This is a genomic window from Acaryochloris sp. IP29b_bin.137 (assembly GCF_028285745.1).
Classification (GTDB): Bacteria; Cyanobacteriota; Cyanobacteriia; order Thermosynechococcales; family Thermosynechococcaceae; genus Acaryochloris.
In genome coordinates, this window is the sequence record NZ_JANQOP010000085.1 from 1 (window position 1) to 14,531 (window position 14,531).

Genomic DNA, 14,531 nt, shown 5'->3' on the forward strand with positions numbered 1-14,531 from the left:
CGGGTCGTTGCGACGGACGATGGAGGTTGGCTGAGGTGAGTCTGCGTTTCATTTGAAGGTTTCGATCCAAAGCGGATGAAATACTACGTTTGTAGTACCCAATCTTGCACAGGTTTTGGGCTTCGTCAAGGGGTTTGACTAAATTTTCTGATTTTAAGCCCAAAAAAGAAAACAGAGTCAGGGATAATCGCGTTAGTATCAATGCGGATTGAACGACTTCAAATATCCGAAAGACCTTTGTAGCAGATAGCTTTGGTGCATTCTTCATATGCAAATGATTCGTGAACCAGCGGTAACCCATCCTGATACCTCGATTGCCGAAGCCGTGGCGGCTTGGCATCAAAGTGAGTGTCGCTACTTAGTCATTGTTGAGTCTCAGCACCCGATTGGCTGGGTCTGCGATCGCAATCTAATTCAAGCGATTGCAACTGGCATGAATCTCGAGACCACCCCGATTCGAGACATTATGTCATCCCCCTTACCTACCCTCTCCACGGCAGAGGTGGATGATCCTGTCCGTCTCTCTCAAGTGATGCATCAACAGAATAGTCCTTGTATCGGCGTGTTGGATGCAACCGCTCAGTTGCAGAGAATCATTACAATGGATGACTTCGTTGAGCGGTATCAGCGGTTGCCCTCGTCCCCCCCAGGCATCATCGATCAACTGCAAGCCCGAATCCAAGATTTGGAAACTCAAGTCAGTGAAACCCAACTCCTAAAAGAAAAATTACGAAGTTCAGAAGGCAAAATCCGAGCCGTGTTTGAAGCCATGAAGGATTTTGTCTTTGTCTGCGATTTGAATGATGGTGAAATCAATAATATTGAAGTGGCTCCCACCAATTCCAGCGAAGGATGCGAGCCGGATGAAGAGCTGATTGCCACCACCGTCAATCAACTTTGGGAAAACCCTGATCATGAATGGTCTCAGATGATCCAGCAAGCCATCACCACCCAAGAAACCGTTAATTTTGACTATCAACTTGAGGTGGAGGGACAACCCATGTGGTTTACTGCCAGCATTTCGCCCCTTGTCGACAACTCCGTTGTTTGGGTCGCTCGGAATATGACCGATCGCCAAGATTCAGTCGTTTGGGTCGCTCGCAACATCACCGAACGCAAGCACTTTGAACATGAGCTACAGCTGTTGAATCAAGAATTGGAACGATCCAATCAAGAGCTTGAACAATTTGCCTATGTGGCTTCCCATGATTTGCAGGAACCGCTGCGGATGGTGATCAGCTTTACCCAATTGCTGAGTCAACAATATGCGGGCCAACTGGATGAGCAAGCCGATCAAATTATTGAGTTCGCCGTAGATGGGGCAACCCGCATGCAGCAGCTTATCCAAGATTTACTCAGTTATTCTCGGGTGGGTACCCAGGCCAAGGTGTCTGAGCAGGTGGATTGTAATCAGGTGGTGAAGACTGCGATCGCAAACCTACAGATCTCGATCCAAGAAAGTGGAGCGACCCTGAATCAGTCGCCTTTACCCACCTTAATGACCCATCCTCAACAGTTAACGCAACTTTTTCAAAACCTGATTGGCAATGCGATTAAATACCGAGGTGATCGGAGGCCCGTTATCGAAATTGGATGCCAAGAACAAGATCAAGACTATCGTTTTTGGGTGAAAGATAATGGAATTGGCATTGAACAACAACATGCCGATCGCGTATTTATGGTATTCCAGCGATTGCATACTCGAAAAGAATATGCAGGGACGGGAATTGGGTTAGCCATTTGCAAAAAAATTATTGACCAGCAAGGGGGAAAAATTTGGGTGGAGTCCGTTGTCGGTGAAGGGTCAACCTTTATCTTTACCTTGCCTAAGGTGGAACATCCAGCGACAGTCGTTTAACGGAGACCTCTCACTCAGAAATATGAAAGTAAAGCTGGTACGCTATGTCTAATGAAATATTCATTGAAATAGCATCCCAACCAAAACAATTGGATACGCGAATTCAAGATGGGAGAAACTAATTTCTTCTATTCTTGTGACATTTTGAAGGAGATGAGTGCAACCTAATAGGCAAAAAGGCATTGGTATTTGCATAAACTCCAAAACCCCAATTTTTAATGGCAAAGACTCCCATTAATATTCTCCTCATAGAAGACAATTCAGGTGATCCATTTTTGTCCGATACCCCAACGTTTAATGGCAGCGACTCCCATTGATATTCTCCTCGTAGAAGATAATCCAGGTGATAAATTTTTGATTGATCATATGCTGGACCATTGTTTTCTCCAATACACCTTGCATTGGGTCGAGAATGGGAGCGCTGCCATTGAATTTCTCCGTAAGCGCCACACCTATCAGGCCGCCCCCTCACCGCACCTTATCCTTTTAGATCTCAATCTGCCGATTCTGAAGGGGACTGAGGTTCTAGCCAATATTAAAGCCGACCCCAACTTACAGCAGATTCCAGTGGTGGTGATGTCTACGTCGAATGCTCCTGAAGATATCGAAGAGAGTTATCGGCTCAACGCGGACTACTATGTCACCAAACCCAGTGGCTTAACTGAATTAAATGAAAAAGCCAAAGATATCAAAAATTTTTGGCGAAATTGGCTAGAAAAGACTTGATTACGCGGTTCTTCATTCTTCTCTGTCCCTCAAGGTGTGTTTATCCTGCGTGAAATAAAAATGGCAAAGTCACTTAAACCCAAACGAACAAATTCCCCTCCAGAAGAAGAGCGGTCTTCCCATGAAGATGCGAAAATTCGAGTGTTGCTAGTTGAAGATAATCCTGGGGATGCCTTTCTTATTCAAGGCATGTTGGGGGTCAAACGCAGTGATGATTCCATTGAATACCAACTGACTCATGTTGATAAGCTGGAGGATGCTCTCGGCGCTCTAGCGAAAACTGAATTTGAGGCGGTATTACTCGATTTGTCTTTACCCGATAGCCATGGGTTAGCCACGCTCAACCAAGTTTTAGAGCAGGCTCCCACGCTGCCGATCGTGGTGTTCACCGGATTAGATGATGAAACCGTGGCGATGCAAGCCGTGCATCAGGGCGCTCAAGATTTCTTGGTCAAAGGCCAAGTGACGCCAGGTTCTCTAGTGCATGCTATTCGCTACTCCATTGAACGCCAACAAAATGAGATAGCGCTGAAGCAAAAAACCATTGAATTAGAGCGCGTCAATAAAGCACTTCGCCGTCGGTCGATTGAACTGGAAGCCGCGAATACAGAACTGGAAGCTTTTAACTATACCGTCTCTCATGATTTGAGAAATCCCTTAACGGGTATTAAGACAGGATGCGCTTTGCTCACGACTTATATGGGAGATCAAGATCCGCGGGTCAAGACGTATCTGAATACGATTCAAGATTACACTCGGCATATGGCGACGTTGCTGGAAGGGCTGCTACAACTGTCCAATATTGGCCGCAATCCCATCCAGTTACAAGTAGTTAACCTCAGCTCAACCGTGCAAACGATTGCCCGACAACTTTTGCAACAAGAACCGGAACGCAACGTTAAATTTGTGATTGAGCCCAAAATCGGCGTGGACGGGGACACGCATCTGCTTTGGGTGGCCCTGGAAAATCTCTTGGGGAATGCCTGGAAGTATACGAGTGCGCTGGATCATGCTCAAATTGAGTTTGGGAAAACCACCCTAGCAGGCGTCACACGGGAACCTCTGAATGCGGCAGAAACCGTTGCTCCCAATCAACCCATTTACTTTGTCCGAGATAATGGGGCTGGCTTTGATATGAGCGCTGCGGATCGGATCTTTTTACCGTTTCAACGACTCTCTAATGCGGAAGACTTTTCCGGCAGCGGGATCGGTTTATCAACGGTGCAACGCATTATTCATTGCCATGGGGGGCAAATTTGGTTTGATGCGGTGGTGAATCAAGGTGCTACATTTTATTGGACCCTGGCTCACAAACAGTAATTCCCAGGGTGTACCCCAATGCTGACACCCGATACGTTAGCCCCTTCCATCCCCTCTCCCTCGATCGCCCTTTTTGTAGAAGTTTTGGTCGATTGCCCCGGTGTCGATCAACTGTTTGTCTATCGTATCCCCGCTAATCTAAATATTCAGCCGGGGGATATTGTGAGTGTCCCGTTTGGCCCTCGACAGGTCGGGGGGATCGCCATTCGCCTCCTCGTAGATCTCCCCCCAGAACTGGCGACCACTCGAATTCTGGCCGTGGGAGACATGGTTTGCAATACCCTTTTCCCCCCAGGCTATTGGCAGTTATTAGAACAGGTGGCGAGGTATTACCAGACGTCCTTGATGGCTGTACTGCGAGTGGCATTGCCCCCAGGCTTGCTGCAGCGATCGCAACGCCGTATCCGCCTAAGCTCTGCCTCTACCGTTTCTCAGTCAGCGAATTTAGGCGTATCCGCCCAAGCGATACTCCACCTGCTTCAACACAGTCCAAATCAAGATTACACGTGGCAATATCTCCGCCGCCAGATTAAGAAGGCCCCTGCGGGGTTACGAGAATTACAGCAGAAAGGCTTGGTGGAAAGCTATCTGCATACCCAAGCACCAACCCAGTCCAAACAGCAGCAAGCGGTGACCCTGACTGCCTATCCAGGCACCGATCTGACGGCTCGGCAGCAAGAAGTGTTGACGATTCTCAAGCAAGAGGGGGGAGAGTTATGGCTCCAAGATTTACTGCGGCTCGCCCATACCAGCACCAGTATGCTCAAGAATCTAGTCCATAAAGGCTGTATTACCATTCACGCCCGCGAAAGACTCCGATTCGAAACAAGCCAAAGTCCCCCCGATCAACCCCAGCATCTCACCACCGATCAAGCACAGGCGTTGGATCAGATTTATCGACTGCAGGGGTATCGGGAGGTTCTCCTCCACGGGGTAACGGGGTCCGGGAAAACAGAGGTCTATCTCCAGGCTATCGCCCCCCTGCTGGCGCGTCAGCAATCCGTGCTGGTCCTTGTGCCAGAGATTGGACTCACCCCACAGCTTACCGATCGATTTCGGGCTCGGTTTGGCGATCGCATTCGGGTGTACCACAGTGCCTTGTCCGTCGGAGAACGGTACGATACTTGGCGATATTTGCTAACGGCTTCGGCTCAAGTTGTAATCGGCACTCGTTCGGCCATCTTTGCCCCTGTCGCCAATTTAGGCCTGATCGTGCTAGATGAAGAGCATGATACTGGCTACAAGCAAGATCAACCTGCTCCTTGCTACCATGCCCGTACAGTGGCCCGTTGGCGAGCCCAACAAGCCAACTGCCCCCTTATTCTTGGATCGGCGACCCCCTCCTTGGAAAGCTGGTTTCAAGCTCAGGGAGATGCCCAGCAGACCAAGGCTGTTTCCCCCCATCCGTCCACCGATTACCTGTGCTTACCCCAGCGAGTGAATGCCCGCCCCCTCCCTCCCATCGAAATTGTGGATATGAGACTAGAGTTAGCCAATCGGAACCATTCGATCTTTAGTCGGCTCCTGCAAAAACGATTGCGAGAACTTAAACAAAACCAACAGCAAGGGCTTTTATTTATGCCCCGGCGAGGCCACAGTACGTTTGTCTCTTGTCGGAGCTGTGGCTATGTCGCTGAATGCCCCAATTGCAGTGTTTCCCTGACCTATCACCATAGTCCTGACGCTCGCCAGACAGTGCTGCGCTGTCATTATTGCAACTTTACCCAACCGCAGCCCCAACATTGTCCGATCTGTCAGTCCTCCTATTTTCGCTTTTTTGGCAGTGGCACGCAAAAAGTCATGGAAGAATTAAGCCAAACCTTTCCTGATTTACGAGTCCTTCGTTTCGATAGTGATACCACCCGCCGCAAAGGGGCCCACCGACTGCTGTTAAGTCAATTTGCTCGGAGGGAAGCGGATTTGATGGTCGGGACCCAAATGCTAACCAAGGGGATTGATTTACCCCAAGTACAATTTGTCGGGGTACTGGCTGCCGATAGTTTACTCAACCTACCCGATTTCCGATCGGGTGAAAGGACGTTCCAAACGCTGTTGCAGGTTGCAGGCCGCGCAGGGCGAGGAGACAGTCCAGGCCAGGTGATTCTCCAAACCTACACCCCAGAACATCCTGTGCTTCAGTCCGTTCAGAACTATGCATTGGATACGTTTCTACAAGCAGAAATGACCTTTCGACAGGACGCCGCTTACCCTCCGTTTCAGCAATTAATCCTGTTGCGCCTTAGCGGCTTAAATGAAGCAACCGTCGAAAAAATATCCCAAACTATTGCGACCTATCTGGCCAACTATCTGAAATCTCATTCCTATCAAGGAACCATACTAGGTCCAGCTCCCGCGAACATCTTGAGAGTGGCTCGCCACTATTACTGGCATATATTAATTAAACGCCCTTTACCCGACAATCCGACCCAAGAGACTTGGCCTTTTCCTCAGCAGGCTTGCCAAGCCCTGTGTCCTCGCAATCTGCGCCTTCAAATTGATATTGATCCGCTTAAACTCCTGTGACATAGCGCCTAGGCGATGGCAAAAAAATAAAGCACACCCTCAAAAGATGTGCCTTAAAAAAATGTGCTTTATTGCTCTGGAATTTAAGTTAAAGCTTGAAAGCACTTAATACTCTGCGGGGTGAAAAGTAATGGGAGAGTAATTGAGCCAGTGACAGCAACATAAACGGTGGAATAGTCTGAGAATAACGCCCGATCAATCGTCTCGGTTCTTGAATCAAGCGATAGAGCCATTCAAGACCTGCTTGTCTCACCCACCGAGGAGCCCATTTCTTTAAGCCAGCATAAACTGGAAAGGCACCCCCTAGACCAATCATCACTGCCTGAACTTGTCCCTGATGTTCCGCCATCCACTTTTCTTGTTTGGGGCAACCTAGCGATAAAAAGACCAACCCCGCGCCAGATGCATGGATTTCCTCAATCAATTCTTGATCTTCCTGGAGGGTAAGGGGGCGGAAGGGCAACGGTTTCATGGCAGCAATGTCCAAGTGAGGATATTCCTGTTCCAGACGAGTGCGCATCCTATCCAGAATGGCTTGCTGAGACCCCAGGAAAAACACCTTGATATTCTGCTCGGAAGCTTGTTGGCAAAGAGATTGGAGAATATCCATGCCAGCCACCCGATCTTGCCTCTCTCGGCCAAGTAATTTCATCATCCAAACGAGTGGCATACCGTCTGGGGTGACCATGTCAGCTTTTTGCAGGACTTGCGAAAATTTTGGGTGCCAGTAGGATTCCATCAACATATGGACATTGGCTACACAGACGGCCCGACTCTCTTTTCGATGAGCCCACTGCATGATGGTACCCATGGCGGGTTTAAATCGAAGCGCGGTGACGGAAGCGTTAAGAATCTGCTCACAAGGCAAGGCTTCGTATATGGACACCGTGTTCTGGTTGGACACGTTCTTGGACTGTGGCAGATGCATCAGTACCTGTTCTGCAGCGATGTTGGAAATTGCAAGGGTTGGATTGGGCAGAGTCGTTTTCATAACGTTTACTCAGGTAACTCAGGGCGATTTGGGAGTGAGTTGTGAAGATGTGGCTGCAGATAAACTGCCATCTATTTGTCTGGAGGTTGGAAGGTATTGCAGATACCAGTAAGCTTGATTTGAAATCTTGGACTTTTTTTGGGTTGTGACTATCGTGTCCTTTGACTTGCCCTAAAGCAGTGATCTAGAGCACAGGGAGTGAGAAATATATCTTGATATCGATCCCCTAGCGTTTATTTTTCTCTATAAAAGTAATTACGGGAAGCGGAAGCGGTGATCTCAAGGGTTTTGGGCCTGAGCCTCCAGTGTGGAGATCGTCTGGGTCTTAATTGAATTGGCTTCCCCGTAGGGGCCACTGTGGCTGAGGAAATCGTCTCCAGCATCAGCCCGTTTAGTTTTCGCTCAGTAATCATTAGGCGCGCTATGCCACAGGCGTCACAGGGAAATATCTTTAGACCGAGCCGCAGGGCTGATCTAGCATCACTGGCGTTAGGGTCACACCTTGCCCTAAGAAGCTGAATATAAGAAAAAGGATTTTATCGAGATTTGTAGTTAAAATTAGAGGCTAAAAATCCAAGATCTAAAAGACTAAAATCTAGACAAAAAGAATAAGTTGCCCCAGCTATCAATGCCTAAAAAATAGGCATCGAACACTCGACAATCGAATAAATATTCTGTCAGTACTCACTTCTAGTTCAGTAAAATATATGGATTGCAGACTTTAGCACCTGTCTCAACTTGTTGATAGTTAAGATATGTAAAATTCCAAGCATTTCTTGCGATTGAGCCTGAGAAGTTCACAGAACGGCAACCCTTAACGATCTACACAGACCGAAGTCCCCAACCCCTCTATCCCCCGGTCTAAACCTGTTGATGTTGGTTCTATCTCCATTGTTCATCAGTCTGCCAGTCGATCCCTATGAAAAAGACAACTCTGTGCATTTATGCGGTGTGGGCTTGGGCACTTCTCCTCTCTCCCAGTCAAGCCAGACCCGCCTCAATACAAAGCATCACGTTACGGCCAAGGCCCTTACAGTCAACCGTCGGCTACTCAAGTGGATCGCCATCCCGAGCGGGCTGTGATGCGGAACAACTCCCTATCCCCGGCTCTGGGCAATCTGCTGATTCCATCTCATCCCCGACTGAGCGACGCAAACGCTTAACCCGCACTGCTGTTTGGCAGGATTTGCGATCGCACCCCATTCGTAATACCAACTCGTCTTCACTTACCCTTCATGAGTCTGACCCTGATGATGGAGATCGTCGCCTTTATCGTCCAGTTCCGTCGCGACGCCTTGCTATTGTTGAAGCACAAGGCTGGACTCGGGATCAGAATGGTCGAATACACTTGACCTCCAAACCCTCAGCTTTCCGCAGCAATAGAACTGATTGCTGATGGAACTGAAGCAGCCATCAGTGGCGATCAGGATAATGCTGGGATATCTCATCACCAACGTCCATAAGCAGCCCCAAGAGCGATAGCGTGCAGCGAGATTGCCCATTCCCCCGATGGTGGACTAACTATCGTTGGCCCTATCCTGACCTGTCCCAGCAATGTTAGAAAATCGGTTTTAGACCTCCAATCACAGCAGAAATCAGGGGCTTCCTCCACAAGAGAGCGGTTGCCATTTATAAGGCTGAGGGCAACCTGATCACCCAAAACGCTGTAAAAGAAGATAATCAGGGCTGTTAGTTGACAAATATTCTCAGTTAATACTAAGGTGTTGCTGGATCTATCGGTTCCAAACTCTTCTGATAAAAGTTGGTTCCCTAATCAGTGGTTAGGAGCCAATTTGGTCATGAAACCTGATTCACTTGAGCCGCGCTGACAAAGGGGGTCATAGATCCTGGCTCCCTTTGTTTTTTTGTGATCTGCTTCGGCAGACCACCCTGGTTGCGGTTGACCTCCTATGATTTATTTCACGTAGATTCAACATGCAGCCCTGGTATCGTCCAACCTTTGCTCCTGAGCACGGCGCATTACTCGTTTTATTTGGGTCTTTATTGTCTGGAGCGGCACTCGCTCAGTCTTGGACATCAAATACGACCTGGGCTTGTGTCTGTGCCGGTTGTGCGTTACAGGCTGAGCATCCCCTGGTCGTCCAACTTAAGCAGAGGCGATCCTGGAAACCTCGCTATTTAGTTTGGGCCGGAATCTATGGGAGCTTGAGCCTCTCTATGGCCCTTTATCTCGCCCTGAAAACCCCAGAATTGCTCGGGTTATATTTTCTGGGTCTGATATCCCTCCTGATCGATGGGATTGCGGTACTAAAGCATCAACAAAAATCTATTGCCAATGAACTGGTCATGTTTGCTGCGATCTGTTTGTCGACCCTACTCGCCTATGGTGCAACAACAGGAGCCTTGACAGTTCAGGCTTGGGGCCTATGGATATTAAATACCTTGTTTTATGCCAGTGCCATTTTTACGATTAAGCTGCGAAAAACAAAAACGAATCATCTCAAACCGGGGGCTATCTTTTTAGGGATTGCAGTTCTCGTCACCCTTGGATTGTTTTATTACCAATGGCTCCTTCCCTTAACAGCCCTCACTTTAGCCTTGGCAGTGTTGAAATTTGGTGTCGTCGTCTGGCAAAGAGACTGGTACACCCAATGTCAGTTTGAGCACGTTGCCCGTTTTGAGACCTACTTCACAGTAGCCTATGTCTGCTTAGTCGCCCTAACTGTCTTACCCCCCACCTTGCCTAGGGCATAGGCTTTAGTCTTAATGATAATTATTTCTATTATTGTTTTGGAGATCTGCTATGACAACCCATTACAAAATAACGCTCGTCAATGCCGATAAGGGCCTTGAAGAAACGATTGAGGTTCCTGATGATGAATATATTTTGGATGTGGCGGAGGACAATGGGCTGGATCTACCCTTTTCCTGTCGGGCTGGCGCTTGCTCTTCCTGTGCGGGGAAGGTGCTAGAGGGCACCATTGATCAAGCCGATCAATCCTTTTTAGATGATGACCAAATTGGCGAAGGCTATGCCTTGTTGTGTGTTACCTATGCGTTATCTGATTGTGTGATTGCCACTGATCAAGAGGAAGGGTTGTACTAGCGCGGCGTTTTTCTCAACTGACTATACTCCAACCAATCGGTAAAGTGGGCGCGGTTTCATGTTCTGCATCCAACGCTGCCGTGGCGGTTTCCTGATTTAAAATCTCAATCACCTGGTTATAAATCGTGTCGGCTTGCTCTGGCGAATTAGCAATGCTGGTCAAGCCAACCTTGCCGAATTCAGATAAACATCCCATCAGGTGAAAGACCGTTCCCATCTCGCTGCCAGTCTCGAAATGTAGATGGTGACGCGCAATAATATCCATCAAGTCATCCGGCAATAAGCCTTGATAAGTGGGTTGGCGGAGATTATCCGACGCCACATAGTATTTAGGTAGCCCTTGCTGACCAAAAAACAAGCCGCTATGCATATCATAAAAGCCATTGGTCAGCAATTTCAGGGTCATAAAGGGATGGGTGGTGCCCCCTTTTCTCAGGTTAATTTCAATGGCTTGGACATCCCAATGGATGCACCCATCTGCCAGCAGGCGCTTAGCAACCACAAAGTCAACCCCAAATCGTTCCAGAACGCCTTTTTTGGCCAGGTTTTCACCGACCTTGAGCCCCAACTGCTGAAGCTGAAGGCGATAATCTTCTGCGGCTGGAAATCGGCATCCTAGATAGATTTGTTGATTAGGACCCCCTAAAATCTGATCATGGGTCGAGAGAATTTCGACTTCACCGTTGGGAGTGATTTGGCCCTGCACACTGGGGGAGGTCTTATACTCTCCCTCGATAAAGGCTTCGACAATCGCACCTAGTTTAGGGATGCGATCGCAAAAATGAGACCAAGTTTCGGTAGGAGACTCAAAGGTGAGATGTGGCAAGCGATCGCAAATTGCGTTCCGTCTCTTTTCGGGTGTATCAATATCTCCTACATCTCGTAAATCCAATAGGGCATTCCCTTCCCCAGAGAACCCCTCGTTCAGCTTAATTACCATCCGTTGAAGTTGAGGCTGCCGCTGCCAGAGATCGACTGCCGCCTCTATCAACGCTTCCTTCTCCCACACCAACGAGCTGCCATCGGGATGAGGAATGCCACACTCTGCAAATACCTGTCGACTGCCGCTCTTTGTTCCTAGATATAGCAGCGTCGGATCAGCTGCCAGCAGCGGGATATTAAGCTTGACTGAAATTTCTCGCTCTAAGGCCGTCGAGTTAAAGCAGATCATATACGAACAGCCTGGCCGCATGGAATGACGAATCCGCTCCATCAACCGAGGCCGTTCTAGAATTTTCTGGCTCAGGGGCTTAAGAGATTGATCATAAATCGGCAGCAACAACAAGCGATCTCGGGCATGGGAAAATGGAATGCCAGGCAAAAGCTGGAGATAATAATCAATCACAATCGGCGGCAACGGCTGTGAGGTCACATAGATCAAGCGCGTTTTCGGATCGCGGAGCCGAATCAGCGAAAATAGCAGTCGCTCCTCATAATGCAAAAAACCATCAATTTTTTGCAGCTCTTGTTGATCCACGCTAAACGAGGGAATAACCAGAATATCGGAATGTCCCGTATCAATCGTTTCAATCTCTTGCCAGCGATCGCACAACTGAGTTTGAAGCCGCTTAAAAGCCTGTTCGACAGCCGCTAGATCTTGCATCCCTCATGCCTATGCCTTCAATATTTGCCATCTTAGCTGCCTAGCTGCTATTGATCGTGATTTGTATCAGCTTCTGCCCGTGAATATTCATCCGCAGCCAATATAATTCTTCAGATTCACCATTGTGCCCCCTATCCGTATATCCCCGGAAATCATTAAGAATCACAAATCCCGCTGATGGGTAGGAATTCAGTAGTTTCTCAGTGGCAGTGCTTCGCCCAAATCAGACAGATTATATATATACTCTGCGAAAAGAAATCGAAACTTTAAAGTTGCGAAGCGAACCGTTTTCTCCTGCGGGTTTGTATTGACCGAACATCAGCCCCTAAAAACCGTGACTGACCACTCTGATCACACCATGCCTCCGTCCTTGAGTTATATGTTGTCTCAATTGTCCTACATGGAACAGGTGCGACTGATCATGACTCATCCATTTTTTACAGGTCAGTGTCCAGAGTGTAAAACCAAGCTCCATATCACTGAAAGAGCGATTGGCAATTGCCAGTGCCCAGCCTGTCACTGGACGGACCGCCGCGATAGCCATTGAGATAAGAGGGGCCAGTTTCAGCGTCAGAAACTACAGCACATGAAAAATCAACGGGTAATTGTAAGGCTCATCTGGGTTTAGAAAGCTATGGCGAATGGCCAGTGCAGGCATAATCCAATGAACTAGAAATAATAAGCCTAGCAGCGGGAATCCGATAATGACCCAACATAAGATATTGAACAAGATGCCATAGAACCAAACGTTCACATGAAAGTTGATCGCTTCTCTGGCATTTTCTTTAATCACTGGGTCATCAGAAACCAGTAAGATGACCAGCGGAATGCCAATGGATAAAACCAAGGCACTGAGGAAAATAGAACCATGACTCAAAGACGACAAGAGTTTGCGTTTATCTGGATCGTAGATATTGGCAACCATGAACTAGCCTTTTTAAAAGCAACGGTTCAAGCACAGCGAGTCTTGAACTGATTTGATCTTACTCAATCTTCTTGGGAAAGCGAACCCCAGAAATCCGATCCGACCTTTCCTTCTCCAGTGGCCTTAAAAAAACTCCAGTTCGCAATGAACTGGAGTGCTTCAGAGAGTTAAATTTTCAAGAATGAAGCTTGCCAAAGAATGGCAGTACATTTAGTAAGTCTCTACGTGCCAACGATGTGCTTTTTTCAGTTCTCGTTGATATTCACTCCAATTGACACCATCTTTACTGGCTACAGCACTTAGCGCTTCATCAATGCCATTTTCCATTCCTTTCAAACCACAAATGTAGGTGTGGGTGTTTTCCTGTTGAATCAGCTGCCAAAGCTCATCGGCATGTTCTGCAACACGGTGTTGAATATACATCCGTCCACCATCAGGATTCTTCTGCTCACGACTAATCGCCTTTGTTAAGCGGAAGTTGTTGGGATAGCGACGTTGTAAATCTTCTAAATCCTTGTTATAGAGGATGTTGGGGGTTGTGGCTACACCGAAAATCAACCAGGTCTTGCCATTAAACTTGGGCGTGTCATTGGGTTTTACCCACCCCAGCAAGTTAGGTAACCAGAATGGATTGGATTTAGCATCTTCATTTTCTTTAAACAAATGCCAGAGGAAAGAGCGGAAGGGGGCAATTCCAGTCCCGGTTCCCAGCATAATGATATTGGCATTGGGATCGTCGGGTAAGAGCATCTCTTTACCCACAGGGCCTGTGATTTTGACATCATCACCTGGCTTTAGATTACAGAGGAAGCTGGAGCAAACACCATAGACTGTTTTACCCGTGTCAGGATCGGGATACTCTAATTGGCGCACACAGAGCGAGACCGTTTTGTCATCTAGATAATCACCGCGGTGGGCGGAGGCAATGGAGTAAAGACGAATCTTGTGGGGTTTGCCTTTATCATCCGTCCCATCTGCAATGATACCGATGCTCTGGCCTTCTACATATTTCAAGTCGCCCCCAGAAATATCGAAGATTAGATGTCGACATGTCCCTATTCCACCAGATCCAACTAATTCTTCGTTAGAGATGCATTTACCCACAAAGGGTTTGTTCGGACGGTAGATATTAATCGGAACATCGACCTTTTTCTTTGCTTTTTTCGCTGCAGGTGCGGGAGCCACCGCTGCCACAGGCTTAGCCGTTTTAGCCTTCTTCTCAGGGGGTGTAGCGATGGCGGTCGGTTTAGCCCCTGTTTTGCCAGACGCTTCAAATTCGCATTTGATGCCACAGGTTAAATTGCTAGGGGACACCCAACACGAAAATTTGCAGGACAGACCTTCCATTTCCGGCATCTCTTGGTCACTGAGGGTAAATTCAACTACCCGTGCATTTGAAACACCATATTTTTTCAGAGTCTGATTAAATTCAGCCAATATAGCCATTAACTTGGGTTCAACCTCTCCGGCTAACCCTTTCATGCTTTCATAATCCATTCTTAATGCTCACTCATCATT

13 protein-coding genes are annotated in these 14,531 nt (G+C 47.8%); 8 read left to right on the forward strand and 5 right to left on the reverse strand.

The features are described from left to right. A partial coding sequence (locus Q0991_RS06235; RefSeq protein WP_299486494.1) for a hypothetical protein occupies positions 1–268 on the reverse strand: 268 nt, incomplete at its 3' end. A 6-nt stretch (positions 269–274) separates the two neighbouring features. On the opposite strand from Q0991_RS06235, the gene Q0991_RS06240 reads away from it, so the two are divergent. From Q0991_RS06240 to priA, 4 genes are all read left to right on the forward strand, one after another. Further along, the gene (locus Q0991_RS06240; protein WP_299486495.1) at positions 275–1,858 is read left to right on the forward strand and encodes an ATP-binding protein; all 1,584 of its coding nucleotides are present in this window, start codon (positions 275–277) and stop codon (positions 1,856–1,858) included. A gap of 297 nt (positions 1,859–2,155) precedes the next feature. Continuing rightward, the gene (locus tag Q0991_RS06245) at positions 2,156–2,584 is read left to right on the forward strand and encodes a response regulator (protein ID WP_299486496.1); all 429 of its coding nucleotides are present in this window, start codon (positions 2,156–2,158) and stop codon (positions 2,582–2,584) included. Between the two features lie 60 nt (positions 2,585–2,644). Further along, positions 2,645–3,904: a response regulator gene (locus Q0991_RS06250; RefSeq protein WP_299486497.1), complete on the forward strand. Its 1,260-nt coding sequence runs from the start codon at positions 2,645–2,647 to the stop codon at positions 3,902–3,904. An 18-nt stretch (positions 3,905–3,922) separates the two neighbouring features. Next, on the forward strand, positions 3,923–6,427 hold the full coding sequence (gene priA, locus Q0991_RS06255) for a primosomal protein N' (protein WP_299486498.1): 2,505 nt from the start codon (positions 3,923–3,925) through the stop codon (positions 6,425–6,427). An 88-nt stretch (positions 6,428–6,515) separates the two neighbouring features. On the opposite strand, the gene Q0991_RS06260 is transcribed toward priA, so the two are convergent. Further along, on the reverse strand, positions 6,516–7,355 hold the full coding sequence (locus Q0991_RS06260) for a WecB/TagA/CpsF family glycosyltransferase (protein WP_366524905.1): 840 nt from the start codon (positions 7,353–7,355) through the stop codon (positions 6,516–6,518). Positions 7,356–8,337: 982 nt separating this feature from the next. On the opposite strand from Q0991_RS06260, the gene Q0991_RS06265 reads away from it, so the two are divergent. The 3 genes from Q0991_RS06265 to Q0991_RS06275 all read left to right on the forward strand — a co-directional run bounded on the left by Q0991_RS06265 (position 8,338) and on the right by Q0991_RS06275 (position 10,485). After that, the gene (locus Q0991_RS06265) at positions 8,338–8,814 is read left to right on the forward strand and encodes a hypothetical protein (RefSeq protein WP_299486500.1); all 477 of its coding nucleotides are present in this window, start codon (positions 8,338–8,340) and stop codon (positions 8,812–8,814) included. A 539-nt stretch (positions 8,815–9,353) separates the two neighbouring features. After that, positions 9,354–10,133: a YwiC-like family protein gene (locus Q0991_RS06270; protein WP_299486501.1), complete on the forward strand. Its 780-nt coding sequence runs from the start codon at positions 9,354–9,356 to the stop codon at positions 10,131–10,133. Between the two features lie 49 nt (positions 10,134–10,182). Beyond that, entirely contained in the window at positions 10,183–10,485 is a 303-nt protein-coding gene (locus Q0991_RS06275) for a 2Fe-2S iron-sulfur cluster-binding protein (RefSeq protein ID WP_299486502.1), read from the forward strand. 13 nt (positions 10,486–10,498) lie between these two features. Here Q0991_RS06275 and Q0991_RS06280 read toward each other — a convergent pair whose 3' ends face one another. Beyond that, entirely contained in the window at positions 10,499–12,088 is a 1,590-nt protein-coding gene (locus Q0991_RS06280) for a peptide ligase PGM1-related protein (RefSeq protein WP_299486503.1), read from the reverse strand. A gap of 334 nt (positions 12,089–12,422) precedes the next feature. Between Q0991_RS06280 and Q0991_RS06285 the strand changes: the two genes are divergently transcribed. Beyond that, a complete protein-coding gene (locus Q0991_RS06285) occupies positions 12,423–12,635 on the forward strand; it encodes a hypothetical protein (protein WP_299486504.1) in 213 nt (70 codons plus the stop codon). A 30-nt stretch (positions 12,636–12,665) separates the two neighbouring features. Here Q0991_RS06285 and Q0991_RS06290 read toward each other — a convergent pair whose 3' ends face one another. Further along, on the reverse strand, positions 12,666–13,013 hold the full coding sequence (locus Q0991_RS06290) for a DUF4870 domain-containing protein (RefSeq protein WP_299486505.1): 348 nt from the start codon (positions 13,011–13,013) through the stop codon (positions 12,666–12,668). Between the two features lie 210 nt (positions 13,014–13,223). Then, a complete protein-coding gene (locus Q0991_RS06295) occupies positions 13,224–14,510 on the reverse strand; it encodes a ferredoxin-NADP reductase (RefSeq protein ID WP_299486506.1) in 1,287 nt (428 codons plus the stop codon). Between the last annotated feature and the right edge of the window lie 21 nt (positions 14,511–14,531).